This window comes from Streptomyces sp. NPDC043746 (assembly GCF_056436485.1).
The window spans coordinates 150,150-177,136 of the sequence record NZ_JBWKCM010000015.1 but is presented as its reverse complement, the minus strand read 5'-3'; the positions used below and the strand labels follow the sequence as shown (position 1 = coordinate 177,136).

The window sequence follows — 26,987 nt, the reverse complement described above, 5'->3', positions numbered from 1 at the left end:
CAGTTGCACTCGCGTCATACATGACGGTCTACCGGGCCAGACTGTGCCACGAAGCCGCATCCCGCAGATTGATCACGACTCGATACGCTCCCTAGGCGTCCTTCAACTCCTGCCGCTGGCGGCCGAGCCCGCCCACCTCCAGCTCCACCACGTCCCCGGCCCTCAGATACGGCTGCGGCTCGGGCTGCCCCATGGCGACCCCGGCGGGCGTACCGGTGTTGATGACATCGCCCGGGTAGAGCGTCATGAAGTGGCTGAGGTAGCGGACGACCTCGCCCACCGGGAAGATCTGGTCGGCGGTGGTGCCGTCCTGCTTCAGCTCACCGTTGACCCACAGGCGCAGCGGGAGGGCCTGCGGGTCGTCCACCTCGTCCGCGGTGACGAGCCAGGGGCCCAGCGGATTGAAGGTCTCGCAGTTCTTGCCCTTGTCCCAGGTGCCGCCGCGCTCGATCTGGAACTCGCGCTCCGAGACGTCGTGGGAGGTGGCGTACCCGGCGACATGGGCGAGCCCCTCCTCTGCGGAGCCCAGGTAGCGGGCGGTACGGCCGATGACGACGGCGAGTTCGACCTCCCAGTCCGTCTTACGGCTGCCACGCGGCACGAGCACGGTGTCCTCGGGCCCGACGACGGTGTCGGGGGCCTTGAAGAACAGGATCGGCTCCGCCGGGATGGCCGCTTCGGCCTCGGCGGCGTGGTCGTGGTAGTTCAGCCCGATGCACACGATCTTGCCGATGCGCCCGAGCGGCGGCCCGATGCGCAGCCCCGCCGGATCGAGGGCGGGGAGCACGGCGGGGGTGCCGGCGGCCGTCCGTACCCGGGCGAGGGCGGAGGCGTCGGCGAGCAGATCGCCGTCGATGTCGGGGACGAGCCCCGACAGGTCACGCAGAGTCCCGTCGCGGTCGAGTAGCGCGGGGCGCTCGGCGCCCGCCGTACCGACTCGAAGCAGCTTCAACGGTCCAACTCCTCTTGTTCGAGGTGGGGCCCTTCGGCGGGTTGCGGCCGGCGAAGGGCTTGTCCGATCCTCCAAGAGCCGGGATCACTCTGCAAGACCCCGTTCACGCACTGGACCGGCGCACCGGCCGACGGAATTACGCCGCTGTGGCCATGGCGCCACCGGAGGCGGCCGTGTCCCGGTCCCGGTACACGTCCCGGTAGAGCCAAGCCCGTTCGACGGCGCTCCAGGCTGTGGTGGTGACGACGTACAGGGCGGCGGCGAGCGGGACGACGGCGACGGTGATCAGAGTGGCGAACGAGAGCAGCGGCATCATCCTCACCATCGCGCCCATGCCCGGCAGGGGCTGCCCGTCGGGGCCGGTGGCGGGGGTCATCGGGTTGGCGGCCATCTGCCGCTTGGTGAGCCGGTAGCTGAACGTGGCGACGGCGAGGACGAGCGCGAAGAGCCCGAGGTACACCAGGCCGTCCGCCCCGAAGGCCCCGCCGGCCGCGAGGGCGTCGTGCCAGCGTCCACCGAGCGGGGCGCCGAGAAGGTCATGACTGAGGAGCGCGTTGGGTTCGCCTCCGATGGAGCCGCTGGAGAACAGGTGGTAGAGGAGGAAGAAGGCAGGCATCTGGAGCAGGCTGGGCAGGCAGCCGGAGAGGGGTGAGACCTTCTCGGCGGCGTGCAGCTCCATGATCGCCTTCTGCATCCGCTCGGGGTTCTTCTGGTGCTTCTCGCGCAGCTCCGCGATCTGCGGCTGGAGCCGGGTGCGGGCCTTCTGCCCGCGCGCGGCGGCCCGGGAGAGGGGGTGGACGGCGAGGCGTACGAGGGCGGTGAAGAGGATGATCGCGGCAGCGGTGGAGGCGCCGTGGAACAGCGGCTGGAGCAGCTCCGCGAGGGAGCCGACCAGACCGGCGAAAGCGGACATGAAGGCGGACATGGGTGAGCCCTCCGGGGGTCTCGTCGTGCCGGAAGAGAGACGCGGCGCGGGATGCACGGGCGCACGCGGCAGTGCGTGCGGCGCACGGGATGCGTGCGGCGCATGCGGTGCACGGGATGGGTGCGGCGCATGCGCTGCGCGGGACACGTGCGGCGCTTGGTACGCGGCAGGACGACCGGCGCGGAAGGGCGCTCAGGGGCGTGACAGGTGGTACGGGTGGTACGGGGGAGAGTGCGGGAGCGCCCTAAGCGGCGACGACGGCCGTCGGAAGGCCGTACCCGGGGGCTCGCGGCCGGGTACGCCCGCGAGCGTCGGGGTCGCGTTGGGGCAGGAAGGCGGTGCGCTTCTCGCGGTCCCTGATCGCCGTACGGACCCGGGTGCGGGGCACCGGGGGCGCGCAGCGGGCGCTGATGACGGAGCAGGCGAGAAGCGCGGAGCCGGCCGCGGCGGTCGCGGCGAGCGCGACGGCGGCGGAGAGGCCGCCGCCCTCGGCGAGGACGAACTGGGCGACGAGGAGAACGAGGAGACCGACGGGCCGGATGACCCGGGCGAAGGCGCCGCGCAAGGAGTGGGCGTCACGCATGAAGGGCTCCTTCCCACGCTCGTACTCGTACACCGTCCTTGAATTCGTTATACACGATGATCGCCCCGGCCCGGGATGGAGGCCGATCGGCTACCGGGGGCCCGTGGCCGTGAGCTTCCCCGGACGACGAGCCGGTAGCACCGGCTCCCTCCCTTCCTCCCCCACACGGCGGGCACGATAGGCCCCCCGGAACTCCCCATACGTACCCCCGATTCCACTCGCTTCTCCTCCCCCGTCCCCTCTCCGTTTCCCCCCGATTTCCCTCCGTCGCCGCTTCCGTCGCCGCTTCCGGTCATGGTTGCGGCCTCTCCTCCCGGGGGCCGGGCTCCGGCAGTACCGTGTGATCCATGCGCCCCGACACGCCTGCTGACCACACCACCGAAGCCGAGCGCCTGCTGCGCACCGCGGCGCGGTATCCGGAGGACCGGGAGCCCCTGGTCCTGCGGGCCGCGGCCCATCTGGAACTGGCCGGTGACCGCGCCCGCGCGAGCACGCTCTACGACGACCTGCTGGCCGCCCCCGGGTCCGCCGTCGAGAACCCGCACCTGATCAAGGCCCTGAAGGCCGCCAACCTCTGGGAGTACGGGCACGAGGCCGAGGCCCGGGCGATCATCGAGGGGATCCGCGCCGCGGGCCCGCTGGACGCGGCGCCCTGGCAGGTCGCCGCCGAGACCCTGGAGGCGCACGACGAGCTGGAGTCGGCGCACGACTTCTTCTCGACCGCGCTGACCCTGCTGCTGGCCCCGGGCGAGGAGGTCCCGTACGCCACGCAGTCCCTGCTCACGGGCCGCCACCGGGTACGCCGCCTGCTGGCTCTCCCCCACGACGCCTGGGACGAACTGGCCGGCGCGCTGAACACGGCCCCGGTCCCTCTGGACGAACTCCACGACCCGAAGCGCCTGTGGTCGCTGGGCTCCTCGGACCCGGCGGAACTGAAGGCGGAGATCACCCGCCTGCGCGCGGAGCTGGGCACGTACCGCACGGCGCTCTCCCGCCCGTTCCCGGTGGCGGTGCTGCACTGGCCGAAGGAGGAGCTCCGCGAACTCCTCACCGCCTACCCCGACTTGGCCGAGGAGTACGTGGACCACGCGACGCACCTGTCCCGCCTGGAGGCATCCCTGCGCGACCTCCACGCGGCGGGCACCCCCAACCTGGGCATCGTCACGGGCACGGTCCCCTCGTACGAGGCCTTCGCCGCCTCCGAAGCCACCTCCCCCACCACCACCGCCCTCCTCCCCCAGTACGCCACCACCCTCGCCGCCCGGGGCCGCGCCACCCCGTGGCCCCCTTCCCGCACAGCAGCCTGCTGGTGCGGCTCGGGGGATGCCTACGGGGTGTGCCACGGGGGCGGGTGACGTCTGCCGGACACCCTTGGCGGGGCCGCAAACCGCGATCCGACGGTTTGCGCCCCCTGCGGGTCTCGGGCGTTCGCTCCGGCTGTCAGTGCTCCTTGATACAACTGCACGTGTAGTACGCAGCCGCATGAGGAGGGCTCGGGGGCATGCCCAACGACATTTCGGATGACGCACCAGTTGCTGGGCTTTACGAATCGCTCATCACTCATCGGCTTGCCGAGCGGATGCAGCAGCTCGACTCCACGGGTTGGCACTCCATCGACGCCTCAGTCGGTGCAGAGTCGGCACCCCACGTCCTCTCCCGTCATATCGGCGCCACCGTGCGGCGAGTACTCCAGGGCCTCTCGCCTGCCGAGCAGGTGATTGCGGCCAATCACATCCTGGAATCGCTCAACACGATCGAGGGCGCGACAGAGTGGGTGGACCTCGTCACCGATGGACCGCGACAGTTGCTGTCCGTCGCGGAGCAGGAGGAGCCGGGTGTCTACTCCATACGCCCCGCGACGCCGCTGTCCGAGACAGCGCTCATCACGAACGCCCCCGAGGACCCCAGCCTCGGCTTCGAACTGCGCGCCGAACTCGCGACGGCCGACCGCGTCGATCTCCTCTGCGCGTTCGTGAAATGGCATGGACTCCGCGTCCTGGAGAAGTCTCTGTCCTCGGCACGGGAGCGCGGTATCCCCATCCGCGTTCTCACGACGACCTACATCGGCGCCACCGAACGGCGCGCTCTGGATCGACTGGTGCGCGACTTCGGCGCCGAGGTCAAGGTCAACTACGAGCTCCGCTCCACCCGCCTCCATGCGAAGGCATGGCTCTTCCGTCGTGACAGCGGCTTCGACACGGCGTATGTCGGCAGTTCGAACCTCTCCAAGGCGGCGCTCCTCGACGGGCTCGAATGGAACGTCCGCCTCTCTTCCGTCGCCACGCCCTCGGTGATCCGCAAGTTCGAGGCGACCTTCGACGCGTACTGGAGCGAGCCCGCCTTCGAGTCGTACGACCCCGACCGGGATGCCCAACGGCTGGACGACGCCTTGTCCCGCGCAGGAGGCAGTGGTCGTCCCGGGTCCACGAGCATCACCCTCTCCGGCCTGGAGGTTCGCCCGTATCCCCACCAGCGGGACATGCTCGAACGCCTCGAAGTCGAACGCACGGTGCACGATCGCCACCGAAACCTCCTCGTCGCAGCGACGGGGACCGGGAAGACCGTGATGGCGGCGCTGGACTACAAGCGCCTGCGCCAGACGTTGGGCCGCGACCCGCGCCTGCTCTTCGTCGCGCACCGCAAGGAAATCCTCGAACAGTCCTTGCGCGTCTACCAAAACGTCCTCATCGATGCGAACTTCGGCGAGCTGCTGTTCAGCGGTGAGATCCCTACTCGCTGGACCCATGTATTCGCCAGTGTCCAGTCGCTCACTGCACAGGCTCTGGACCGCATCGCCCCCGACCACTTCGATGTCATCGTGATCGACGAGTTCCATCACGGTACGTCACCCACCTACCGCAAGATCGTGGGCCATTTCCACCCCAAGGAACTCCTGGGGCTCACCGCCACCCCGGAACGCATGGATGGTTCGAACATCCAGGACGAGTTCTTTGATGGCCGGATCGCAGCGGAGATGCGGCTCTGGGAAGCTTTGGAGAACGAACTCCTCAGCCCCTTCCACTACTTCGGCATCACCGACAACACGGACATGAGTGCGGTCACGTGGAAGCGGGGAGCCTACGACTCAACAGCGCTGAGCAACCTGTTCACGGGCAACCAGGCACGAGCTCGGCTCGTGGTGCAAGCAGTGAAGGACAAGGTCACAGACCCGGACTCCATGCGTGCCCTGGGTTTCTGTGTATCGGTCGCGCACGCACACTTCATGGCCGACTTCTTCCGGCAGGCCGGACTGAACGCCGTGGCTCTGTCTGGCGAGACTCCTGCTCCCGACCGCAAGGCCGCCCTAGACGACCTGCGCTCGGGAGCGCTCCAGGTGATCTTCTCCGTCGACCTGCTCAATGAGGGGCTCGACATCCCCGACGTCGACACCCTGCTCCTGCTACGTCCCACTTCTAGCGCTACGGTCTTCCTTCAGCAGTTGGGCCGTGGGCTGCGTCGCACCGAGAACAAAGCAGTCCTCACCGTGCTGGATTTCATCGGTCAACACCGCAAGGAATTCCGCTTCGAGGAGCCCTTCCGCGCTCTGACCAATCTGACGCGCAACCGCCTCCTTAACAACATCGAGCAGGACTTCCCGCAACTGCCCTCCGGCTGCCAGATCATCCTTGAGACCAAGGCCAAGGAACTGATCATTGACAACATCCGCACACAGATCGCAGTCAATGTCACGCAGTTGGCCCGCGAGGTCGCTTCCTACGCGCGACCACGGCTCGCAGACTTCCTCAAGGAGAGCGGCCGGGAGCTCAAGGAGCTCTACCGTGGCAACGGAAACTCGTGGACGGGCCTGATCCGTCGAGCGAAGCTCCTGGACCCGGTGGGCCCTGAAGGCGAGCTGCCCCTCCTCAAGCGGGTCTCGGCCTTCCTTCACGTCGATGACCCACTGCGCGTTGCGGCATACAGCAAACTGCTAGCCGACGAGGCCCCTCCCTACGCCGAACTCAGCGAGCAGGAACAGGGGTACGCCCGCATGTTCTTCTTCTCTCTCTGGCCTCTGGGCGGGGGCTTCACCAGCTACCAGGCAGGCCTGGACTCGCTGAGCCATCAGCGCGCGTTCCGGTACGAGTTGCGGCAGGTGCTCGCGCACGTCCTCCAGCAGGCCGACCACGTCCCGGTGCCGCTCCTCGGCACGCACGCTGCCATACCCCTCACCATCCACGCCTCCTACAGCCGAGAAGAGATCCTCCCCGCCCTGGGCCAGACCGCCGTGAACGGCTTCAAGCCGGGCCACTTCCGCGAGGGGGTGAAGTGGTGCGAGAACATCCGGACCGATGCCCTGTTCGTCACCCTTGAGAAGGACGAGAAGGACTTCTCACCCGAGACTCGCTACAAGGACTACGCCCTCAACGATTTCCTCTTCCACTGGGAGTCGCAGAACCAGACTTCGGAGAAGTCCCCCACAGGCATTCGCTATCAGACCCACAAGGAGAAGGGCACGCAGGTTCTTCTCTTTGTCCGCCGATACAAGCAAACGGATATCGGCGGCCCTCAGCCGTGGATGCTCATGGGACCGGCGGAGTACGTCAAGCACACGGGCAGCAAGCCCATGGCGATCGAGTGGAAGCTCGTCCACCAGATTCCGGCCGACGTCTTGACCTACTCGGCCATCGCTGCTGGCTAAGACCGTGTCCCACAACAGGACACGGCCTTAGTATCGGTCGACCCTTTCCCCCTCCGGGACCTGGTAGCAGGCGGATACCACGTTGACGAGCAGAGTGGGTTCGTTGCTGTCGCCACCGCTGTTCTTCTCCCAGAATTCGACCTTGACGGCGAACTTCTTCTCGACGTGGTCCGCCGTCAGCTCCAAGGACTTGGCCTTCGAGCTGTTCGGTCCGTAACCGACGATCTTCCAGCCGTGCTTGGAGAGATCTTCCTTCAGGCGGGTCATGGCCTTCATGAGTTCGGCGTCGGAGGCGCCGGTCAGGCTCCAGGGATGGCGCATGAGGAACAACTTTCCTCTCTCCGCCCCCTCGCATGTACTCACTCCCGGGCCCGACTTGGACATCACCCCCTTGACAGCGATGATGTCGAGAATCTGGCTGGAAATCTGCTTCGTTTCGGCGTCGACGTCGTCGACGCTTCGCGTTCCCACCGGTTTCGGCACGCTGGTTCCTGCCTGGTCATTCATACTGCATCCTGTAAGTGCGGTGAATACTACGACGCCCAGAAGAACACCGCCGAAGGTACTATTCCTCAAGTTTCACCTTTCCGTACTGTCCCGTCACGACCGCCGCCTGGTTCCTGAGGCTGTCGGTGTCCCGGTCCCAGTATTCGCTATGCCCTCTTGAGGTTCCCGTGGTCATCTGGTTCGCTCCGAAGACCTCGTCGCTGGGGATGAGGGCGACGCCTCCACCGAGCCGCCACTGGCTGCCGCCGTGCCCGAAACGCCCGAGGTCGGGCACCGGGTCGCCCTTGGCTTCCTCGTTCCAGACATGGCCCTTGGGCACGTCCATCTGTGATGCCTCGCCGACCTGCACCCCAGGACTCCCCGCGAACACCACGTCATCCGCTTTCAACTCGCCCTGGCGGGCCGCGGAACCGATCAACGTCGTGCCGTAGGAATGACCGATCGCCGTGTGATGGCCTCCTGAATCGGTGGTGTTGGCCACGTCGAGGCCATCCATGAAATTATTGAATGCCGGGGCTCCGTCATCGGCATAGTGCCGGAAAGGAGCATCCTTGACCACGCTCTGCGGAGCGTCGTACCCCAGCCAGGTGATCGTGGACACCTCTTTACCCCCGGCCATCGCATCGGATTCTCGCCAGAGATTGGTCATGCGTTCCACGTCACCACCGATCCCGCCAAGGTTCGATGTGGTACCAGGAACATACACAGCGGTGTGGTCAGCGGTATCGGGGTTCCCGTTGGCGACGATCGCACGGCCGTTCTTCTCCGTATCGAAACCGAGGAGGTAGGCGGGCGGCAGCCCGTTCTCACCCGTTGCGTCGAAGCGGTCCTCGATCGCCTGCATCCCCGCCATCGAGCTGTCGGCGCGTTCCTTCCGCTCGCCGTATTTCTCGTTCCACTTGCTCCAGCTCGCGTTCTGGACGACGGCCGGGTAAGTACCGCTGGGGTTGGGGGAATACCGGGTCGGCTCGGGTGGGATCCTGTCGAGCTCCAGTTGCACCTGCGCCTTGGCCTGTGCCAGTACCGTGCGGTTGGCCTCGTCACGGATCTCGGCCGGCAGGCCGTCCAACGCGCCTACCGAGGCGGCGTTGAGAGCGAGGTGGGCGGACTGTTCCTCCGGACTGAGCCCCTTCCACCAGGACGCGTTCTCCTTCGGAGTGGCGCCCTTCGGGGCTTCCGGCAGCGAGTCGCGGTAGTCCTTGCCCGCCTCGCGTACGCCGTCCGTGTCCGAGTGCACGTCCGCCCAGTCGCGATCGGAGACCGTCAGGTCGTCGTCGGCCTTCAGCGCGCGCAGCTTGGGCGCCCACTTCGCGTCCGCCTCCGTGGCCTCGTTCAGGGCGTCGGCGATCCGGTTGGCGTACGCCACTGCCCTGCCGTAGTGCGGGTTCGGGTGGATGTTCACCGCCTGGCGCTCCACCGCGTCGGAAGTCGGGCTGCCTCCGGCGCTCCCCGACACCGTGCCGCCCTGGGCGGGCTTCTCGGCGCCGGGCTTCGAGCCGGCCGGGTACGAGACGGATCCGTTCGGGTTCACCGTGCAGCCAGCGGCCCCGGCGTCCTCGATCGCCGCTTCCAACTTCCGCTTGGCCGCTGCCATGTCGAATGCGAAACCGTTCAGCGCTGTGCTCACCAGGCCGCACTCGGTCTGCGCATAGTGGAAGTTCCGCGACAGACCCTTGAGCGCCAGCAGGGCGGCCTCCGCAGCCTCGCCCTCCAGCTGGTTGCGGACTCCGGAGCTGATCCGGTTGTCGATCGCGTCCTTGGCCTTACTCGCGGTCGCCGCAGTGGCGCGGTAGCCATCGGCAGCCTCCTCGTACTCCGAGGGCCTGAAGGCTCTCAGCGTCGAAAGATCCATGACCGCAGTCACCTTCCCCCGGCCTGGCCGCCGACAGCCCCGGTGTCCTTGTATTTCACCTCGAGCTTCTCGATGTCGGCCTTGACCTCTTGGTCGGACTTCGTCAGATCATGGCCCGCCTTCTGCAACAGCCCGCCCAAGGCTGCACAGCGATCGCTCACGTCACCGACGTACTTCTTCCAGGAGTCGTAGAGTTCCTTCTGCGCGGCCGCACTCCGGCACCCGCTGGGGTCCCCCAGCCCTGCCTGACCATCGGCCAGTTTCACCAACGTCTTGCCCACGCCGGTCTTCAAGCCGGTGACGCTCTCGCCTGCCTTCACCCATGCTCTCTTGTCCGACTTCATGTCGCCCGAACCGGAGTCCGCCCAGGTGCCGTCCTCTGATGGGGCCTGGTTCAGCTGCATCTGCGCGGAGCCACCGGCCGCCGCGTCAGCTTTGAGCTGTTCCCACTCGTCCCATGCCATGCGTGTGACTCTCCCCGTTTCCCCGTTTGTCCGCGCCCATGCCTTCCGGCGCCACGGGCCGAGCCGACATGATCTCCGGCTGTGGTGGACCGAATCAAACGGGAGGAGCGAAATCCAGAACGGGGCCTGCGCGGGTGAGCAGGGCATCGCCGGGGCTCGCTGTGGTAATCGCCCCGACGGGCGGGCGCGCGAATCCGGCCTCGGCCGTCGAGGCCGGCCCGGCGGCCCTCAACTCTCCGTAGCAGTAGGCCCCACCACGGCCGTCTCCGCGTTGCGGCGGGTCTTGGCCCAGCCGGTTCGGCCGCGGGCGAGGCGTACGGAGCCTCGGGTGGAGACGATGAAGAGGTGGTAGGCGTAGAGCCACAGGGTGATGCCCCACAGCACTCCGGCGGCGCGTGAGCGGTTCGGGGCGAACTCCCGGCGGTAGACCGGGCCCCAGAGCAGGAACGGCACGACCGACAGGACTCCGAGCGCCAGGGCGAGGGGCCAGGCGGCGAAGAGGACGGTGCCGGCGGCGAGGCCCGTGGCGAGGACGGAGAGGAGTACCACGGTCAGGACGAGGACGGTGAGGTGGGCGATCGGCTGGACGAAGGTGTACAGCGACTCCAGGACGCCTCGGGCCCGGTAGTGGCGGGAGCCGATGATGCGGGTCGCGTACCGCACGCACTGGATGTTGCCCTGGGCCCAGCGGGTGCGCTGGGTCAGGAAGCGCCGGGTGTAGGGCAGCGCCTCCTGCGTGACCCAGGTGTCGGCGATGTGGGTGACCCGGTAGCCGGCCAGGCGCATGTGCAGGCCCAGCTCGTAGTCCTCCAGGAGCGCGTCCTGCTTCCAGGGGCGGCGCTCGGCGGCGGCGATCCGGTCGAGCGCGGAGAGGCGGGTGAACTGGCCGTTGCCGCCGAGGCCGACCGAACCGGTCCGGCACCGCAGCAGCTGCATCCCCGTGTTCGACACGGCGAACTCCGCGTCCTGCATCCGGATCAGCAGCCGCGCGTACGCGTTGACGACCCGGCCGCGGTCGGGCCGCGGGCGCTCGTCGTCCACGTTCCGCATCCGTACGCCGATCTGCACGCCGCCCGTCTCCGGGTCACCGAAGCCGTCCGGGCCGCTCACATAGGCCAGGGCGTCCGGCGACAGCCTGCCGTCGGCGTCCACCACACAGACGATCACCCGGGACCGGTCCGCCTCCTCCCCCAGCTCCGCGTCGAGCGCCTCATAGGCGGCGTTCAGCGCCGCGCCCTTCCCGATCCGGGCCTCGGGGCGTCGCCGCGTGACCAGCCGGATCCGGGCGTCCTCCGCCGCGAGGGCCGCGACGATCCCTCCTGTACGGTCATCGCTCGCGTCGTCGATGACCCAGACGTACGAGGCCGGGAAGTCGCCCCGCAGCCGGTCGACCGTGGTCGCGATGACGGCCTCCTCGTCCCGGCACGGCACGAAGAAGTGCCAGTCCCAGGCCGCGGCATCCCCCAGCTCGGCGGGCCGACGCCGGGCGTAGGCGTGCCGGGAGCCCGCCCAGTAGACAAGGAAGCCGCCGAGCAGCAGGAAGGGGAAGACGTAGAGGAGGAGGTGGGGGGTCAACGGGGACTCCAGGTGGGGCGCGCCGAGGCGTGGGGGAGGTGGAAGCGGTGGGGTGTCGGTGTGGGGCAGGGGGGTGTGGCCCGGAGAGGTGGGACCGGGGAGGCGGGGCCGGAGGTAGGCGGGACCGGGGAGGAGGCGGGGCCGGAGAGGCGGACGTCCGGCCTGCGCTCCCCCGGGTGCGCCCGCTCGCCCTCAAGCCGCCGTCGTCAGCTCCGCGGCGGGGGCCGGGACCGGGGCGTTGTGCAACGGCACCGGCAGGCGGGTGACCAGGTCCACGATGCGGCGGGAGGCGGTGCCGTCGCCGTACGGGCTGGGCAGGGTCGCCAGGCGGCGCAGGCCGTGGGCGCCCTCGGCGAGGCGGTTGCGGGCGGCCGTGCCGATGGCGGGGCCGGGCTCCACCAGGTCGGCGAAGTCGGCGAACGCCTCGGGGCGCTCGGTGGAGCGGCGCACCACCACCAGAGGGCGGCCGAGGACGGTGGTCTCCTCCTGGATACCGCCGGAGTCCGAGACCAGGAGCGCGGCGTGCCGGGCCAGGGCGAGGAAGGTGCCGTAGCCCGTCGGGGCGAGCACCGTCATCCCGTCCAGGAGCGGGCCCAGGCCGGCGGCCTCGATCCGGGCGCGGGTACGCGGGTGGAGGGGGAGGACCACGGGGAGGGTGCGGCCGATCGCGGACAGTTCGCGCAGGACGGTGGCGAGGACGGCGGAGTCGTCGGTGTTCTCCGGGCGGTGGACGGTGGCCAGGACGTACGCGTCCGGGGTCAGGCCCAGGCCGGCGAGGAGGCGGGTCCGCTCCGCCTGCGGGGGAAGGTGCTCGTGGACCGCCTCCACCACCGTGTTGCCGGTGACCTCGATCCGGTGGTCCGGGACGCCTTCGGCGAGGAGCAGCGCCCGGTTCTCCGGGGTCGCCGCGCACAGGACGTCCGCCAGCCGGTCGATGACCACCCGGTTGTGCTCCTCGGGCATCGCGCGGTCGTGGCTGCGCAGCCCCGCCTCGACGTGGATGAGCGGGATCGAGCGGGCGTTCGCGGCGAGGGCGCCGGACAGGGCCGCGTTGGTGTCCCCCTGGACGATCACGGCGCGCGGTCGTTCGGCCGCGAACCGTTCGTCCAGCGCCGCGAGGGCGGTGGCCACCTGGACGGCCCGGGGCTGCCCGCCGACACCGGTCAGATACTCCGGCTCGGGCAGCCCCAGCTCGTCCAGGAAGTTGCCGGAGAGTGTGTCGTCGTAGTGCTGGCCGGTGTGGATGACCCGGGCGACCGGGCCGAGCAGCCGGATGGGCTCGGCGAGCTTGACCAGCTCGGGGCGGGTACCGAGGATGACGGCGACGCGGGTGTCCGGTTGAGCGTTCATGCACCTGAGCCTTCCGGAACACGGTTGCCGGACCCGTTGCGCCTTGGTTGCCCGACGGTTGCTCCCGCTCGGTTCATTCCGCTTCGGGACGTCCTTCCCGGGCACTCCGCCCCTGCCCGGCGGGACCTTCGTCCCCTTTTCGGTCAATTTCCTCTGCGGTGACGAAACGGTACCCCGCGCCCCGTACAGCCTCGATCGGGTCCGGCGCGTCCGGCCCGGCCGCCTCGCGCAGCTTACGGCGTAGCCGCAGGACCCCGAACTTGACGCGGTCGCCGCCGATGGCCGTCTCGTCCTCCCACACCCGGGTGAGGAGCTGCTGCGCCGTGACGACCCGGCCGCGGCTGCGTACGAGGAGCTGGAGCAGCCGGTACTCGATCTCGCTGAGCCGCGCCTCACCCCCGTACCAGACCGCCGCCCGCCGCTCGGGCACCAGCCGCAGGTGCTCCCCGACCCGCTCACCGGCCCACTTCCTGTGCCCGGCCCGGCGCAGCAGCGCCTCGACGCGTGCCAGCAGTTCCTCGGGGTGGAAGGGCTTCACCAGATAGTCGTCGGCCCCCGCCCGCAGGGCCTTCACCCGGTGGTCGACGTCGTCGAGGCCGGAGACGACCAGGACCGGCAGATCGCTCAGGTCGCGGACGCGGGTCAGGACCCGCCAGCCGTCCAGCTCGGGCACCAGCAGGTCCAGCAGCATCAGGTCGGGCCGTTGCGCGAACATCAGCCGCAGCGCCTCACGGCCGTCGGCGGCCGTCACCACCCGGTACCCGCCGCGCGTGAGGAGTTCCCGCAGCGCCAGTACGGAGGCGGGGTCGTCCTCCACGATCAGAAGCTTGGGCATCGTGCACCGCCACGCTCGGCCGTCCTCGGAGGGGGCCCGGCCCGTACACGGTCCACGGCCCGCCCGCCTCCTGCCCAGTCAACCAGCAACGCCCCTCGGCCGCAGCGGCATCCGGGCGGCGGGCCCCAGCGTCTTCCCCCTCCCTGGCCGTGCTCACCCGTCCATGGGCAAGGTCGCCCGGACGCACCCGTCCCACCGTCCCCGGGGGTGGCCGGAGGACGGGGTGGCCGGGGCGCGGGGGCTGGGGACACATCCCCGGGCCAGGAGATACGTCCCCCGGGACGGGCGTCCCCCGTCCCGGGCGGGAACCCGCCGGTCCCGCCCCGGTCCCGCCCCGGTCCCACCGTCCCGGCTTTCCGTCTCTCTGCGCTGGTCACAGCCGTTCCCCGGGCCGGGACGTCCCTCCCGGCCCGGGATCCGTCGACCGGTACGCGACCGGTGCAGCAGACTCGTCGACGCCGCCAGGAGTCCTCCCGGCACCACCCCGCCCCCCTCTGCTTCCGCCTGCGCCGCGCTGCCCGTTTCCGGTGCGCGGCGGCGAGGGCGCATGCCCCGGGGCGGATATTTCCCTTGATCGAAGGAGCAATCCCCATGACGGGTTCGAAGCTGAAGCAGCGCCTCACGGGTGCCGCCGGAGTCCTGGTCCTCACCGCCGGGCTGGGCGTGGCCGGCACGGCTCCCGCCCAGGCGGCCCCGACGGACTGCCCGTACCCCTACGTCTGCTTCTACAAGTACGGCAGCAAGATGGGGCAGTACAAGGACGTCACCTCCGGCTACCAGTCCGTCGGCAAGAGCAGCTCGGCGACGAGCATCTACAACAGCCGCAACGACGACGTGGTCTACGTCCGCTACAGCGACGGGCTCGTCCGGTGTGCCCCGCCCAAGGCGATGCTCGACCTCGCGCGCTACCCGGCCAAGTCCATCACGGGCGTCCGCATCTCCTGGTCGCCCACGTGCTGAGCACTTCCCCCGCACCTGTACGCCGGGAACACGCCGGTGTCCGCCGGGACCGCGCCAGTGTCGGCCCCGAACAATCCGGCTGAGGAGATCCGCCCATGCAGACCACGATCGCACCACCCTGTGGGGCCCGGCGCGGGCCGAGGGCCCTGGCCGCCGGGGTCGCCGCCGCCACCGCCCTGCTCGCCCTGCCCCTCCTCGGCGCCGCCCCGGCCGCCGCCGCCCTGCCCTCCTGTACGACGACGGACCGGGGAGCCATTCCCGCCGCCGGTCGCGACAACCACCAGTGCGTGCTGGGCTCCGGCAACCAGGGCGTCGCCGTGAAGGCCCTCCAGAAGTCGCTGCGCGACTGCAACAAGCAGAGCATCAGCGTGGACGGCGCCTACGGGCCCCAGACCCGCCAGGCCGTGATCAACGTCCAGCGGAAGGCCGGGCTCGCGCAGGACGGCGTCTACGGCCCGAAGACCGCGTACGCGATGCTCTGGAGCTCCGGCCAGTCCTGCCGCACGTACCTCTCCCTGCTGTGAGGATGACCATGAAGACGCTCACCCGCGTGGCCACGGCCGTGGCCGCTCTGCCGCTGCTGGCCGCCGCGACGCTGGCCTCCGCCGCCCCCGTGTCCGCCGCCCCCACCGGCATCGCGGACTGCCCCTACCCCTATGTCTGCCTCTACAACTCGCAGACCAAGAAGAAGGTGGCGCAGTTCAAGGACATCACGAGCGGTTACCAGCCCGTGAAGAACAACTCGTACTACGTACGCAACACCCGCTACGACGACGTCGTGCACTTCCGGCACTTCAGCAGCTACGTCTGCATCGCGCCGCGCGTCTCCACCGACCTCCCGGTCATCAACGGGATCAAGATCCGATCGGAGTCGAAGTGCCGATGACCCGTATCTCCTCCGCGACCGCCGTACGGGGAGCCGGTGTTCTCGCCCTCGCCTGCGCGGCCCTGTTCGTCACCGCGGCGCCCGCCCCGGCCGCCACGAACTACACCTGCACGAAACCGGCTTACCGCAAGACCAGCGTCAACTACGGAATCTATGCCGGCCAGTCGTGGGAGTGGAAGGCCCTCGTCGGTACGGGCCAGTCGGGCAACACCAAGGCGCGGGTCAAGGAGATCCAGTGCCTCCTGAAGTACACGCACAAGGTCAACCCCGGTGATACGGACGGGCTCTGGGGTCCGCAGACCCGCACGGCCGTGGTCCGGTACCAGTCCTCGGTGGGCCTGCCCGCCGACGGCATCGTGGGCCCGCAGACCTGGCGGTCGCTGCGCGTGGGCGGCTACTACGTCCCGTGACTGCCGACTGACACGGGGACAGTCCGGGAGGGTGTGCCGCACCGACGGGTGCGGCACACCCTCCCGGCCTCCTTCCGCCTGCGACGACGTGCGATCCTGCCCTTTCACGAGTGGGAGGACGTCTACGTTGCCAAGGCCGAGGCCGGTCCGCCGCATCCCGGCGACTCGGCGCGGGACCGTGATCGCCGCGCTCGCGGTCGCCGTGGCCGGGGTGCAGGCCTTCCACCGTGCCGTACCCAACTCCCCCGGGCGACTGGGCAGTCTGGTCGAGTCGTTCCTGCCGTGGACCGGGGCGGCCGTCGTCCTGTTGCTCGCCCTCGCCCTGGTGCGGCGGTCCGGGGTGGCGCTGACGGCACTGCTCCTACCGGTGGCCGTCTGGGTGGAGGGGTTCGGCGGATTGCTCCTGCCCGAGCCCGAACCGGCCGTCAGTGGACGCCAAGTGAGGGTCGTCCAGCACAACGTCAGCGACGAGAACCCGGACCCGGCGGGGACCGCCCGCGCGCTCGTCGCGTCCGGGGCCGATCTCATCGCGCTGCAGGAGCTGGTGGCGCCCGCGCTGTCGACGTACGAGGACGTCCTCGGGGTGCGCTATCCGCATCACGTCGTCCACGGCACCGTCGGGCTGTGGTCGAAGTACCCGATCGCCGAGGACCGGTTGGTGGACATCAGGCCTCGGGGTATCGAGGAGGGGTGGAACCGCGGGCTGCGGGCCGTGGTGCGGACGCCGTACGGGGAGGTCGCGGCCTACGTCGCCCATCTGCCCTCCGTACGGATCGGGGCGGGCGGGCTCGCCTCGGCCCGGCGGGACGAGAGCGCCCGGGCGCTGGGAAGCCTCGTCCGGGACGAGGAGGTGCGCACCGTGATCCTCATGGGCGACCTCAACGGTACCGTCGACGATCGCGGGCTGGACCCGCTGACCTCGCGGTTGAACGTGGCCGAGCGCGGGTTCGCCTTCAGTTTCCCCACCGCCTTTCCGGTGGCCCGGATCGACCAGGTCCTGGCCCGTTCCGCCACCGTCGACCACATCCGCACGCTCCCCGCCACCGGCAGCGACCACCTGCCCGTCGCCGCTCGCGTCACCCTGGATCCCCCGACTCCTTCCAGCCCTTCACCCCCTTGACCCCGTTCGAACGCTTCGGGCCCTCCCCCGCCCTCGGACCGTCCGTCCCCGTAGCGCGACCGCCTGCGCCACCGCCACGAGGCGTCGCGGGCCGTCCTACACGTCCGTTCCGCCCCGCCCCCGCCCTTCGGGCCTGCGGCTGCCGCCGCGTCAACTCCTACGGCCGCTCCCGGGGCCGGAGAGAGCGGCCCGGCGACGGGAGGCACCGCGCAGGCCCTGGTCGATCGCGGACGTGTGCCGCAGGTCCGGGGTGACCTCGCGGACACGGTGCCACGACGACCGGATCCGGCTGCTGCCGCCCGCGGGGATCGCAGGCGACGGGCACCGCCCGTACGGGGAAGCGGAGCGGCTGCCACCCTCTTCCGGCCAATTCCAGCTCCCCGAATCATCGTCCCGGAATGGCCCGCCCCACCGTCCCACGTCCCGGAAACGTCCCGCCATCCACCATATTTCCGCAGGTCAAAAGCTTTTCCGTGCTGGGACGTCCCACGTCTGACAGTGAGACGAAAATCGGCCACTAGCCTCCTGAATCAGATCACCGCACCATCGGCGCAACGGGGGACACCCGCCCGGTGGAAGCGCCATCCTTGGAGGAGAAAAAGCATGCCGCGTTCGAACGCCCGCCGCCGTGCAGCCACTGTCGCCGCCGTCATCGGTCTCGCCCTGTCCGGCTCCGTCCTGACCGCGCCCGCCGCGCAGGCAGCTCCCGAACTCACCGTGAAGGAGATCGGCTACAAGAAGGAGCTGAAGGCGGACGGCACCCGCGGCTTCAACCTGTACCACCACCCGCACAACATCGGCGCGATCACGTGGGCCGCCGATCCGCTGCTGGGCTCCTGGACCGGGGACACTCTCTACGTCAACGACAAGGAGAGCGACGGCTACTACATCGTGGGGCAGGTCAAGCAGGTCTCGACCGGCAAGATCATCATCGACATCAACACCAAGGGCAAGCCCGCGCCTTCCAAGGTCAAGAAGACCAAGAACCTCAAGGAAGGCACGAAGCTCAAGATCCGCGCCTGCGTCAAGAAGGGCAGCAAGAGCCACGGCTGCACCAGCTGGTACTCCGCCAAGGCCTGACACCCGGACCGGCCGACCGAACCGGCCCCTGGCACGGCTCGCCCCGGCCCCGGTCCGGGGCCGGGGCGAGCCAGGGGGCACGCCACCCCGTCCCCACTAGGAAAGAATTATTGCGCAATTAAATTTGCACATCTACGGTGGGCACATGCGACCCCAGCACGAGACCGAGCAGATCACCGACCTCTCCCGGCTGAAGGCCTTCACCAACCCGCTGCGGATGCAGCTCTACCGGTTGCTGTACGCCGCCGGGACCACGACCGCCTCCCAGCTCGCCGAGCAGATCGACCAGGCCCCGTCGCTGGTCAGTTACCACCTGCGCAAGCTCGCGGAGCACGGGTTCGTGGTCGAGGCGAGCGGCCACGGCACCGACGGCCGGGAGCGGTGGTGGCAGGTGGCGTCCGAAAAGGGGTGGGGCTTCCGCGACGCGGACTTCACGGACACACCCGATGGGGCTGCCGCCGTCGGTGCGGTGTTGCACGGCATCCTCGACAACCGCTCCGCCCAGTACCGCGCCTACCTCGACCAGAGCGCCGCCTGGGGTGCGGAGTGGACCGACGCCGCCTTCAGCTCCGAGTGGATCATGGCTCTCACTCCTGCCGAACTCGCCGAGATGAGCAGCGAGCTGGAGGGCGTGACGCGACGGTGGCGGGAGCGCGGCAAGGCGGCCCGGGAGGCGGGCGACACGGCGGGGCGCGAGCACGTGTCCGTGCATCTGTACGGGTTCCCGTTCCGGCCCTGAGATCACCCGCCGCCCTCCCCGCCTCCCTCTCCCCAGGAGCCACCGTGTCCGCCGCCGAAACCGCCTTACCCGCCGGCCCCACCGCGCCCCGACCCGCCCACCGCGACGCCAACGTCCTGCGGTGGCTCGCCGCCTACACCGCCTCGCTCGTCGGGGACAGCGTCTACTTCGTCGCGCTCGCCTGGTCGGCCCAGAAGGTCGCGGGACCCGGTGAGGTCGGTCTGGTCATGGCCGCTGGGGCGTTGCCGCGGGCGCTGCTCATGCTGGGTGGCGGTGTGGCCGCCGACCGGTTCGGGGTGCGCCGGATCGTGCTCGGCAGCGACGCCGTACGGTGCGCCCTCGTCCTCGCCGTGGCGGTCGGCGTCGCGGTCACCGCGCCCGCGGTGTGGATCCTGGTGGCACTGGCCCTCGCGTTCGGGGCCGTGGACGCACTCTTCGTTCCCGCCGTCGGGGCACTCCCGCCGCGCATCACCGCCCCCGACCAACTGGCCCGCGTCACCGGGATGCGTACGCTGTCGATGCGGGTCAGCCAGGTCACCGGCCCGCCCCTCGGCGGCCTGGCCATGGGGGTCGGCGGCGCACCGGCCGCGTTCGCCGTCGCGGGGGTGCTGTTCGCCCTGTCGCTGCCGCTCCTGCTGACCGTACGACTGCGGCCACTGCCCGGCGCGCCGGACGTGGCTCACGCACCGGGCCCGGTGGCGCCGGCCCCCGACGGCGTCCGGCGGGACCTTCTCGGGGGCCTCCGGTACATCCGCCGCCACCCCCTCATCGGGCCGCTCGTCGCGGTCGTCGCAATCAGCGAGTTCGGGCTCACCGGGACCCTCAACGTCGGGATGGTGCTCCTCAACGGCGAGCGGGGCTGGGGGCCTTCGGGGTACGGCTGGATCGCCGGCGGGTTCGGGGCGGGCGCCACCGCAGGGGCTCTCCTGCTCACTGTCTCCGGACGGCTCCCCCGGGCCGGGCTGGCGCTGGCCGGGACGCTGCTCGTGGGGTGTGCCGGCGCCGGCACCATCGCCCTGGTCCCGTCCCTGCCGTTCGCCGTGGCGATGGCCGCCGCCGTCGGGCTGGCCCTGGGCGTCTGCGGCACCCTGGGCAGCGCCCTCGTGCAGACGGCGGCGGACCCCGCCTACCTGGGGCGGGTCACCTCCGTCGTGATGCTCGCCTCGGTGGGCCTGGCGCCGCTGAGCTATCCGGTGGTGGGGGCGGCCGTCGGGGCGTGGGGAGCCGTCCCGGTCTTCGCGGGATGCGGGGCGTTCGGGAGTCTGGGGGTGGTCGTCGCCCTGGGCTGCGGGGTGGTGCGCAGGAGCGAACTGCCGCGTCCGTTGAAGGCCTGACACGGTCGCCGCCCGTCGCGGCCGACGGTCCGCTCGTGATCGCGCTACGGCCTCTGAGGAAAACTTGAGCTTTCCCCGACCTTTCATAACGATCGAGTATCACCACTGAAAAAACACATTCGGCGCGACAGGTCCACATCGACGCAGCACGATGACTTTGAGTGAGAGTCTTTGAACACAAAACCCGCATATGCCTCCTGACCGCCTGTCAAGCGCGCGCGGAGGGTGGCCTTTCGGGTCGCAGAACCCTCACTTTCGTGCCCGCCCCTCCTCCGGCCGGCGATGTGAGGATGCGCAGGCCGCAAGACAAACGATCTTGCGTGCCAGAAAGGCATCCACATGAACCGTCGTACGGGGGATCGGGCGAGACCCGAGGCCCTGCCGATATCCCTTGCCCGGGGCCGGGTCGCGCCCCGCCGGGGCAGGACTCTGCCGCGGGTGGCCATCGCGATGGCCACTCTCATGGCGCTGGAGGCCGCGGTGGTCGTCGCGACCACCGGTCAGGCCGTGGCGCTGCCCCAGGAGAAGTCCCCGGCCGCACCCCAGAAGTCCCTCCCCTACGCCAAGACCGCCCAGGACCTGGCCTCCGCCCAGGTCGCGGCCCGGCTGTCCGGCCACCGCGTCGAGGCGCTCTCCGAGCGGACCGAGAACACGTCGACCTTCGCCAACGCCGACGGCAGCACGACCATCGAAGCCGCCAGCGGTCCGATCCGCTTCCAGGACGACGCGGGCACCTGGCAGCCCATCGACGTGGACCTCGTCCGGTCCACCGACGGCGGGCTGCGCGCCAGGTCGCACCCGCTGGACCTGAAGCTGGCCGGTGGCACGCCCACCGCCAAGGCCGCCAAGATCAAGGCAGCCGGTGCTCCGGGCGCGCGGAAGACGCCGTCCACCCCGCTCGTCTCGCTCGGCGAGGACGGCAAGCAGCTCACCATTGGGTGGCGCGGCGCGCTCCCCGAGCCCAAGATCGAGGGCACCGCAGCACGCTACGTCGACGCGCTCACCCGCACCGACCTGATCGTCGAGTCGACCCGTACCGGCTTCGAGCAGTACCTGGAGCTCAAGGACCGCAGCGCCATCGCGGCCAACGGCTCGGTCACGCTCACTCTGCACGCCAAGGGCGTCAAGGCCCGTGCCAACAAAGACCGTTCGATCACCTTCCTGGACAGCCGGACGGGCAAGCAGGTGGGCGTCCTCCCGGCGCCCATCATGTGGGACGCCGCCGTCGACCCGAAGTCCGGCGACCACAAGAACATCGCCGACGTGGGCCTGAAGGTCACGCAGAACGGCGACGAGATCGACCTGACGCTGACTCCGGACGCCGCGTTCCTGGCCGCCCCCGAGACGAAGTTCCCGGTCACCATCGACCCGGCCGTCAGTATCGGCGTCGGCTTCGACACCTTCGTCCAGCAGGGCTACACGACGGACGTGTCAGCACAGACCGAGCTGAAGCTCGGCAACAACGGTTCGGGCCAGATCGCGCGCTCCTTCCTCAGCTTCCCCATGGCGAAGATGACGGGCAAGCAGATCCTCGACGCCAAGCTGAACCTGTGGAACCACCACTCCTGGTCCTGCACGGCCAAGGGCTGGGAGGTCTGGGACACCAGTTCCGCGTCCACCTCCACCCGGTGGACCAGCCAGCCGAACTGGAACAAGAAGTGGGCGTCCACCACCTCGACCAAGGGCTTCTCCTCCGCCTGCAACGACGGCTGGGTGAGCCAGAACATCACCTCGCTCGCCGCCGCCTGGGCCGCCAACGGCAACGGCACCAACACCCTCGGCATCCGGGCCACCGACGAGTCCGACCCGTACGGCTGGAAGCGGTTCCACTCCGGCAACGCGGCCTCGAACACCCCGTACATGTCGGTCACGTACAACACCAAGCCCGGCGCGGCGACCCCGGTCTCACCGCTGACCGGCACGTCGACCCGGGAGACCAGGCCGACCCTGACGGGCAAGGCCAGCGACGCCGACGGCAACACCGTCCGGCTCTCGTACGAGATCTGGACGCCGACCGGCACCGCGGCCCTGCAGAGCGGCACCTCCGCGTTCGTCGCCTCGGGTGCCAACGCGCCGTGGACGCCGACCACCGCCCTGGCCCCCGGCCAGTACAAGTGGCGCGCCTCCGTCTACGACGGTTCGGCGTGGAACGGCACATGGTCGCCCTGGCAGACCTTCACCGTGGACACCACCGCCCCGGCCGCGTCGAGCATCTCCTCGACGGACTTCCCGGCGGGCCAGTGGTCCGGCACCCCGGACGGCAACGGCAACTTCACCGGCGACTTCACCTTCACCCCGCCCTCCAGCGACGTGAAGGACATCCAGTACTCGCTGGACGGCGGCGCCTGGACCACGATCGCCACCACCCAGGCCGTCACCCGCTCGCTGACCTTCGGGGCCGGCGAGCACACCCTGAGGGCGCGCACCCGCGACGCGGCGGGCAACACCTCGACCGAGACCGCCTACACCTTCTCCGCAGGTGGGGGCGCCGCGCTGCTCACCCCGGCTGAGGGCGAGCGCCCGGCCCGCCGCATGGGCCTGTCCGCCGAGGGCAGGACGAACCACACCGGCGTCGTCTACCAGTACCGCCGCGGTGAGACCGACACCTGGAAGGACGTCCCCGCCGCGGACGTCCGCAAGGCGTCCGACGGCTCCGCCGTCGCGGGCTGGCCGGCCCCCGCCCCTGCGGGCAAGCCGATCGGCCTCACCTGGAACGTCACCGACACCCTCGCCGCCGACGGCGCGATCGACGTGCGGGCCGGCTTCACCAGCGGCTCGGGGTACTCCTACTCCCCGCACCACACGATCACCGTCGACCGCGTCGCGGGCGACGCCCCGCTGACCTCCGTCGGCCCGGGCACGCTCAACCAGCTGACCGGCGACTTCTCCCTCACCGAGACCGACGCCTCCGCGTTCGACATGTCGGTGACGCGTTCGGCCTCCTCCCGCCGCCCCGGAGCGAGCGGGATGCAGGACGGCCAGGCCCCGATCTTCGGCAAGGAGTGGACCTCCGGCACCGTCGCCGAACTGACCGAGACCCGGTGGTCCTACGTCAAGAGGACCTCCGCCACCTCCGTCGCCGTCGTCGACAACACGGGCGAGGAGATCGGCTTCACCGCCACCTCCGGCAACGGCTGGAAGCCCGAACCCGGCTCCGAGGAACTGGAACTCACCGGCTCCCTGACCGGCTCCTTCACGCTGAAGGAGAACGACGGCGCCACCGCCACCTTCGCCAAGGCCGACGCGGCCGGCCTGAACTGGCCGCTGACCAGTGCCACCAAGGACGGTCTGGAGCACGCCACCACCACGGTCGTCTCCGAGGCCGTGACGGTGGACGGCAAGAAGCTGGCCCGCCCCAAGCGGATCATCGCCCCCACCTCCGCGGTCTCCGCGCAGACCTGCACCACGGCACCCGCCACCAAGGGCTGCCGCGCCCTGGAGTTCGTGTACGCGACCTCCACCACGGCCACCGGCCACTCCTCCAGTGCCGACTTCGGCGACTTCGCCGGCCAGGTCAAGGAGATCCGTCTGTGGTCCACCTGGGGCGGTGCCGCCAACGCCACCTCCCAGGCCATCGCGACGTACCGCTACGACGCGAGCGGCAGGCTGCGCCAGGCGTGGAACCCCCACCTGAACCAGGGCATGCAGACCCAGTACTCGTACGACTCCGCCGGCCGCATCACGTGGTACCACGCGCAGTCCGAGATCCCCTGGGACTTCACCTACGGCAAGGCGGGCAACGCCGCCACCGCCGGTGAGGGCATGCTGCTGAAGGCCACCCGCAAGGGCCTCAAGCAGGGCACGGCCGACGTCGAGGAAGGCACCGCCTCCACCAGCGTCGTCTACGACGTGCCGCTGAGCGGCACCGCGGCACCGCACAAGATGGGTGCGGCCGACGTGAAGGCCTGGGGCCAGAACGGCGCCCCGACCGACGCCACGGCCGTCTTCCCCGCGGACTCGGTCCCGGCCGGCCACGCCGGTTCGGCGCTCTCCGCGGCGGACTACAAGCGCGCCCGGATCACGTACACCAACGCCTCGGGCCGCGAGGTCAACTCCGTCGAGCCCGGCGGGCACATCTCCGCCACGGAGTACGACCACCACGGCAACGTCGTCCGCGAGCTGACCGCGGGCAACCGCGCCCTGGCGCTGGGCGTCACGGCCGCCGACAAGGCCCTGCTGGCCGACCTCGGCATCAGCGGACTGGCCACCGCCGACCGCGCGGAGCTGCTCTCCACCCGGTCGGTCTTCGACCCCAAGGGCACGCGGGAGCTCCAGGAGCTCGGCCCGCTGCACCGCATGTCGCTGGCCGAGGACCTGAAGTCGGGCAGCACCACCGTCGCGACCGCCGGCACCTCCGTCGTCGCCCGCGCCTGGACCGTCAACGAGTACGACCAGGGGCGTCCGACCGACGGCACCGCGACCATCGAGGACCAGGTCACCAAGGTCACCAAGGGCGCCCAGCTGCTGGCCGCCCCGACGCTGCACGCCGACGCGCGGGTGACGCAGACGGTCTACGACTGGGCCAAGGGCCTGTCCACCCGGACGATCCAGGACCCGTCCGGCCTGGCGATCACCAGCTCGACCGAGACCGACGCACAGGGCCGGGTCACCAAGTCGGTCCGTCCCGGATCCAACGGTTCCGACGCGGCCACCTTCGTGACCAGGTACTGGTCCGCCACCGGTACCGGTGCGTGCGCAGGGCGCCCGGAGTGGGCCGACCTGCCCTGCTCCAGCGGCCCGGCGACCGCCACCACCGGCGGCGGTTCCAACCCCGCCGAGCTGCCCGGCCGCACGGTCGAGTACAACTGGTGGGGTGAGGTCTTCAAGGTCTCCGAGTCCGCCAACGGCGTGACCCGCACCACCCTCACCGAGTTCGACAACGCCGGCCGCCCGATCTCGGTGAAGACCACCGGCGGCGTGGGCGCGGCGGTTCCGGACCGTGCCTTCGAGTACGACCCGCACACCGGCAACGTGGTGAAGACCGTCTCGCCGACCGGCGGCACCATCACCCAGCGGTACGACAGGCTCGGCAGGCTCATCTCGTACACGGACGCCGACGGTGGCACCACCACGTTCGCGTACGACCTGCTGAACCGTCCGGTCAAGGCGACCGACTCCGCTCCGTCGACGGTGACGTACGCCTACGACCACAACGCCGAGCCGCGTGGCCTGGTCACCAGCACCACCGACTCGGTCGCCGGCACCTTCTCCACCTCCTACGACGCCGACGGCGGCGTGGCCACGGAGAAGCTTCCGGGTGGCTACACGCTGAACGTCCGCGAGGATTCCACCGGCGCCGCCCTGGAGCGGGTCTACACCCGCGACAGCGACGGCATGACGGTCTACTCCGATGTCGTGAGCCGGTCGGCGCACGGGCAGGCGCTCAGCCACTCCGGCTGGTCGGCCCAGGACTACTCCTACGACCGCGCCGGACGGCTGACCCGGGTGAACGACACCGTCGGTGACGTGTGCACGACCCGTACGTACACCTTCGACAAGCGCAGCAACCGCACCGGGCTGACCACGGCCGAGGGCGCGGCCGACGCCGCCTGCCCGACCACCGGTGGCACCGGCAAGACGTACGCGTACGACACCGGCGACCGTCTGGTCGACACCGGCTACACCTACGACGCGTTCGGCCGCACGACCGCCCTGCCCGGCAGCACCCTCGGCTACTTCGCCAACGACCTGGTGCAGCGTCAGACGACGGGTGCCAACCGCCAGACCTGGACCCTCGACGCCGTCCACCGCTTCCGCGGCTGGACGATCGAGACCCAGATGGACGGCGGCTGGACGCAGGAGCAGCACAAGCTCAACCACTACGACGGACAGAGCGACAACCCGCGCTGGATCGTCGAGGACGTGGCCACGGGCGCGCTGACCCGCAACGTGGAGTCGGCCAGCGGCCTGCTCGCGGCCACCACCGCGGCCCAGGGCGGCGTCGTCCTCCAGATGACCAACATCCACGGCGATGTCGCCCTCCAGCTCCCGCTGGACCCGGAAGACGCCCCGCAGGTGCTGGACAGCGACGAGTACGGAAACGCCCGCGACGGCCGGCCCTCGACCCGCTACGGCTGGCTCGGCGGCAACCAGCGCTCCAGCGAGACCCTCACCGGTCTGACGCTGATGGGCCAGCGCGTCTACAACCCGGCCACGGGCCGGTTCCTGTCCGTCGACCCGGTTCCGGCCGGATCGCCGAACTACTACGGCTACCCCGCCGACCCCATCACCATGGTGGACCTCGACGGCCGTGGTTGGAGCAAGGTCTGGTCGTACTACCTGCGTGACGCCCAGGCCAAGAAGTTGGCCAACGCGCTCAAGGCCGGTGGCAGCGTCGCCAAGATCCTCGGCCGCTTCGTGGGCCACATCCCGCATCCCGTGGGCAAGGCCCTCGGACTGGCGCTCCAGGCGCTGGGCTGGGGAGCCAAGACGCTGGGGAAGGTCATCGACGCCGCCCGCAAGGCACCGGGTTGGGGCGTGGCCATCCGGTTCGGTATCTGGAAGGGCAAGAAGTGGGGCATCCCGTACTGGACCCCGCTGATCACCGTCCACCCGTCCCGGGGCAACCGCTGAGTCCCCCTCAGCAACCGCGGCCCCGCTCGGGTCGGGCTGACTGACAGTCCGGCGTGAGCGGGGCCCGCAGCCGGGCCGGCCGACACCCCTCGGCCGGCCCGGGGCCAGGGGGGCTAGCCAGCCCTCCTGGCCTCGGGGGGGGAGCGCCCCCTTTTCTTCCCCGGTCTTTTTCCCCCCCCTCTTTTTTCTAACCCCCCCGGAGG

20 protein-coding genes are annotated in these 26,987 nt (G+C 70.2%); 11 read left to right on the top strand and 9 right to left on the bottom strand.

Annotation, left to right across the window (positions count from 1 at the left end; genetic code table 11):
- Nucleotides 1-91 precede the first annotated feature (91 nt).
- From AC0682_RS18475 to AC0682_RS18465, 3 genes are all read right to left on the bottom strand, one after another.
- Nucleotides 92-952: a fumarylacetoacetate hydrolase family protein gene (locus tag AC0682_RS18475; RefSeq protein ID WP_478533904.1), complete on the bottom strand. Its 861-nt coding sequence runs from the start codon at nt 950-952 to the stop codon at nt 92-94.
- 136 nt (nt 953-1,088) lie between these two features.
- Nucleotides 1,089-1,877 (bottom strand): YidC/Oxa1 family membrane protein insertase, encoded by a 789-nt coding sequence (locus AC0682_RS18470; protein WP_478533902.1) that lies wholly within the window; start codon nt 1,875-1,877, stop codon nt 1,089-1,091.
- Nucleotides 1,878-2,121: 244 nt separating this feature from the next.
- A complete protein-coding gene (locus AC0682_RS18465) occupies nt 2,122-2,460 on the bottom strand; it encodes a DUF6412 domain-containing protein (RefSeq protein WP_478533900.1) in 339 nt (112 codons plus the stop codon).
- A 347-nt stretch (nt 2,461-2,807) separates the two neighbouring features.
- On the opposite strand from AC0682_RS18465, the gene AC0682_RS18460 reads away from it, so the two are divergent.
- A complete protein-coding gene (locus AC0682_RS18460) occupies nt 2,808-3,815 on the top strand; it encodes an SEC-C domain-containing protein (RefSeq protein WP_478533898.1) in 1,008 nt (335 codons plus the stop codon).
- A gap of 146 nt (nt 3,816-3,961) precedes the next feature.
- Complete coding sequence (locus tag AC0682_RS18455; RefSeq protein WP_478533896.1) at nt 3,962-7,099, top strand: DEAD/DEAH box helicase; 3,138 nt, start codon at nt 3,962-3,964, stop codon at nt 7,097-7,099.
- A 27-nt stretch (nt 7,100-7,126) separates the two neighbouring features.
- Here AC0682_RS18455 and AC0682_RS18450 read toward each other — a convergent pair whose 3' ends face one another.
- The 6 genes from AC0682_RS18450 to AC0682_RS18425 all read right to left on the bottom strand — a co-directional run bounded on the left by AC0682_RS18450 (nt 7,127) and on the right by AC0682_RS18425 (nt 13,682).
- Nucleotides 7,127-7,420 carry a hypothetical protein gene (locus AC0682_RS18450; RefSeq protein ID WP_478533895.1) on the bottom strand — a complete coding sequence of 98 codons (294 nt, stop codon included), beginning with the start codon at nt 7,418-7,420 and terminating at the stop codon, nt 7,127-7,129.
- A gap of 244 nt (nt 7,421-7,664) precedes the next feature.
- Nucleotides 7,665-9,458 carry an alpha/beta hydrolase gene (locus AC0682_RS18445; protein ID WP_478533893.1) on the bottom strand — a complete coding sequence of 598 codons (1,794 nt, stop codon included), beginning with the start codon at nt 9,456-9,458 and terminating at the stop codon, nt 7,665-7,667.
- Nucleotides 9,459-9,466: 8 nt separating this feature from the next.
- On the bottom strand, nt 9,467-9,922 hold the full coding sequence (locus AC0682_RS18440; protein WP_478533892.1) for a hypothetical protein: 456 nt from the start codon (nt 9,920-9,922) through the stop codon (nt 9,467-9,469).
- 228 nt (nt 9,923-10,150) lie between these two features.
- Nucleotides 10,151-11,497 (bottom strand): glycosyltransferase family 2 protein, encoded by a 1,347-nt coding sequence (locus AC0682_RS18435; protein WP_478533891.1) that lies wholly within the window; start codon nt 11,495-11,497, stop codon nt 10,151-10,153.
- Between the two features lie 192 nt (nt 11,498-11,689).
- Nucleotides 11,690-12,847 carry a non-hydrolyzing UDP-N-acetylglucosamine 2-epimerase gene (wecB, locus tag AC0682_RS18430; protein ID WP_478533890.1) on the bottom strand — a complete coding sequence of 386 codons (1,158 nt, stop codon included), beginning with the start codon at nt 12,845-12,847 and terminating at the stop codon, nt 11,690-11,692.
- 73 nt (nt 12,848-12,920) lie between these two features.
- Nucleotides 12,921-13,682 (bottom strand): response regulator transcription factor, encoded by a 762-nt coding sequence (locus AC0682_RS18425; RefSeq protein ID WP_478533889.1) that lies wholly within the window; start codon nt 13,680-13,682, stop codon nt 12,921-12,923.
- Between the two features lie 591 nt (nt 13,683-14,273).
- On the opposite strand from AC0682_RS18425, the gene AC0682_RS18420 reads away from it, so the two are divergent.
- From AC0682_RS18420 to AC0682_RS18380, 9 genes are all read left to right on the top strand, one after another.
- Nucleotides 14,274-14,642, top strand: coding sequence for a hypothetical protein (locus AC0682_RS18420; RefSeq protein WP_478533887.1), 369 nt, complete (start codon nt 14,274-14,276; stop codon nt 14,640-14,642).
- Between the two features lie 95 nt (nt 14,643-14,737).
- A complete protein-coding gene (locus AC0682_RS18415; RefSeq protein WP_478533886.1) occupies nt 14,738-15,166 on the top strand; it encodes a peptidoglycan-binding domain-containing protein in 429 nt (142 codons plus the stop codon).
- Between the two features lie 8 nt (nt 15,167-15,174).
- Complete coding sequence (locus AC0682_RS18410) at nt 15,175-15,528, top strand: hypothetical protein (RefSeq protein ID WP_478533884.1); 354 nt, start codon at nt 15,175-15,177, stop codon at nt 15,526-15,528.
- Nucleotides 15,525-15,938 carry a peptidoglycan-binding domain-containing protein gene (locus tag AC0682_RS18405; RefSeq protein WP_478533883.1) on the top strand — a complete coding sequence of 138 codons (414 nt, stop codon included), beginning with the start codon at nt 15,525-15,527 and terminating at the stop codon, nt 15,936-15,938. Before AC0682_RS18410 ends, AC0682_RS18405 begins: the two co-directional genes overlap by 4 nt.
- A 127-nt stretch (nt 15,939-16,065) precedes the next feature.
- A complete protein-coding gene (locus AC0682_RS18400) occupies nt 16,066-17,058 on the top strand; it encodes an endonuclease/exonuclease/phosphatase family protein (RefSeq protein WP_478533882.1) in 993 nt (330 codons plus the stop codon).
- Between the two features lie 603 nt (nt 17,059-17,661).
- Nucleotides 17,662-18,138 (top strand): hypothetical protein, encoded by a 477-nt coding sequence (locus AC0682_RS18395; RefSeq protein WP_478533880.1) that lies wholly within the window; start codon nt 17,662-17,664, stop codon nt 18,136-18,138.
- A gap of 145 nt (nt 18,139-18,283) precedes the next feature.
- Nucleotides 18,284-18,877, top strand: coding sequence for an ArsR/SmtB family transcription factor (locus tag AC0682_RS18390; RefSeq protein ID WP_478533878.1), 594 nt, complete (start codon nt 18,284-18,286; stop codon nt 18,875-18,877).
- A gap of 44 nt (nt 18,878-18,921) precedes the next feature.
- Nucleotides 18,922-20,211 (top strand): MFS transporter, encoded by a 1,290-nt coding sequence (locus AC0682_RS18385; RefSeq protein WP_478533877.1) that lies wholly within the window; start codon nt 18,922-18,924, stop codon nt 20,209-20,211.
- Nucleotides 20,212-20,649: 438 nt separating this feature from the next.
- Nucleotides 20,650-26,784 (top strand): DNRLRE domain-containing protein, encoded by a 6,135-nt coding sequence (locus AC0682_RS18380; protein ID WP_478533876.1) that lies wholly within the window; start codon nt 20,650-20,652, stop codon nt 26,782-26,784.
- Nucleotides 26,785-26,987 lie beyond the last annotated feature (203 nt).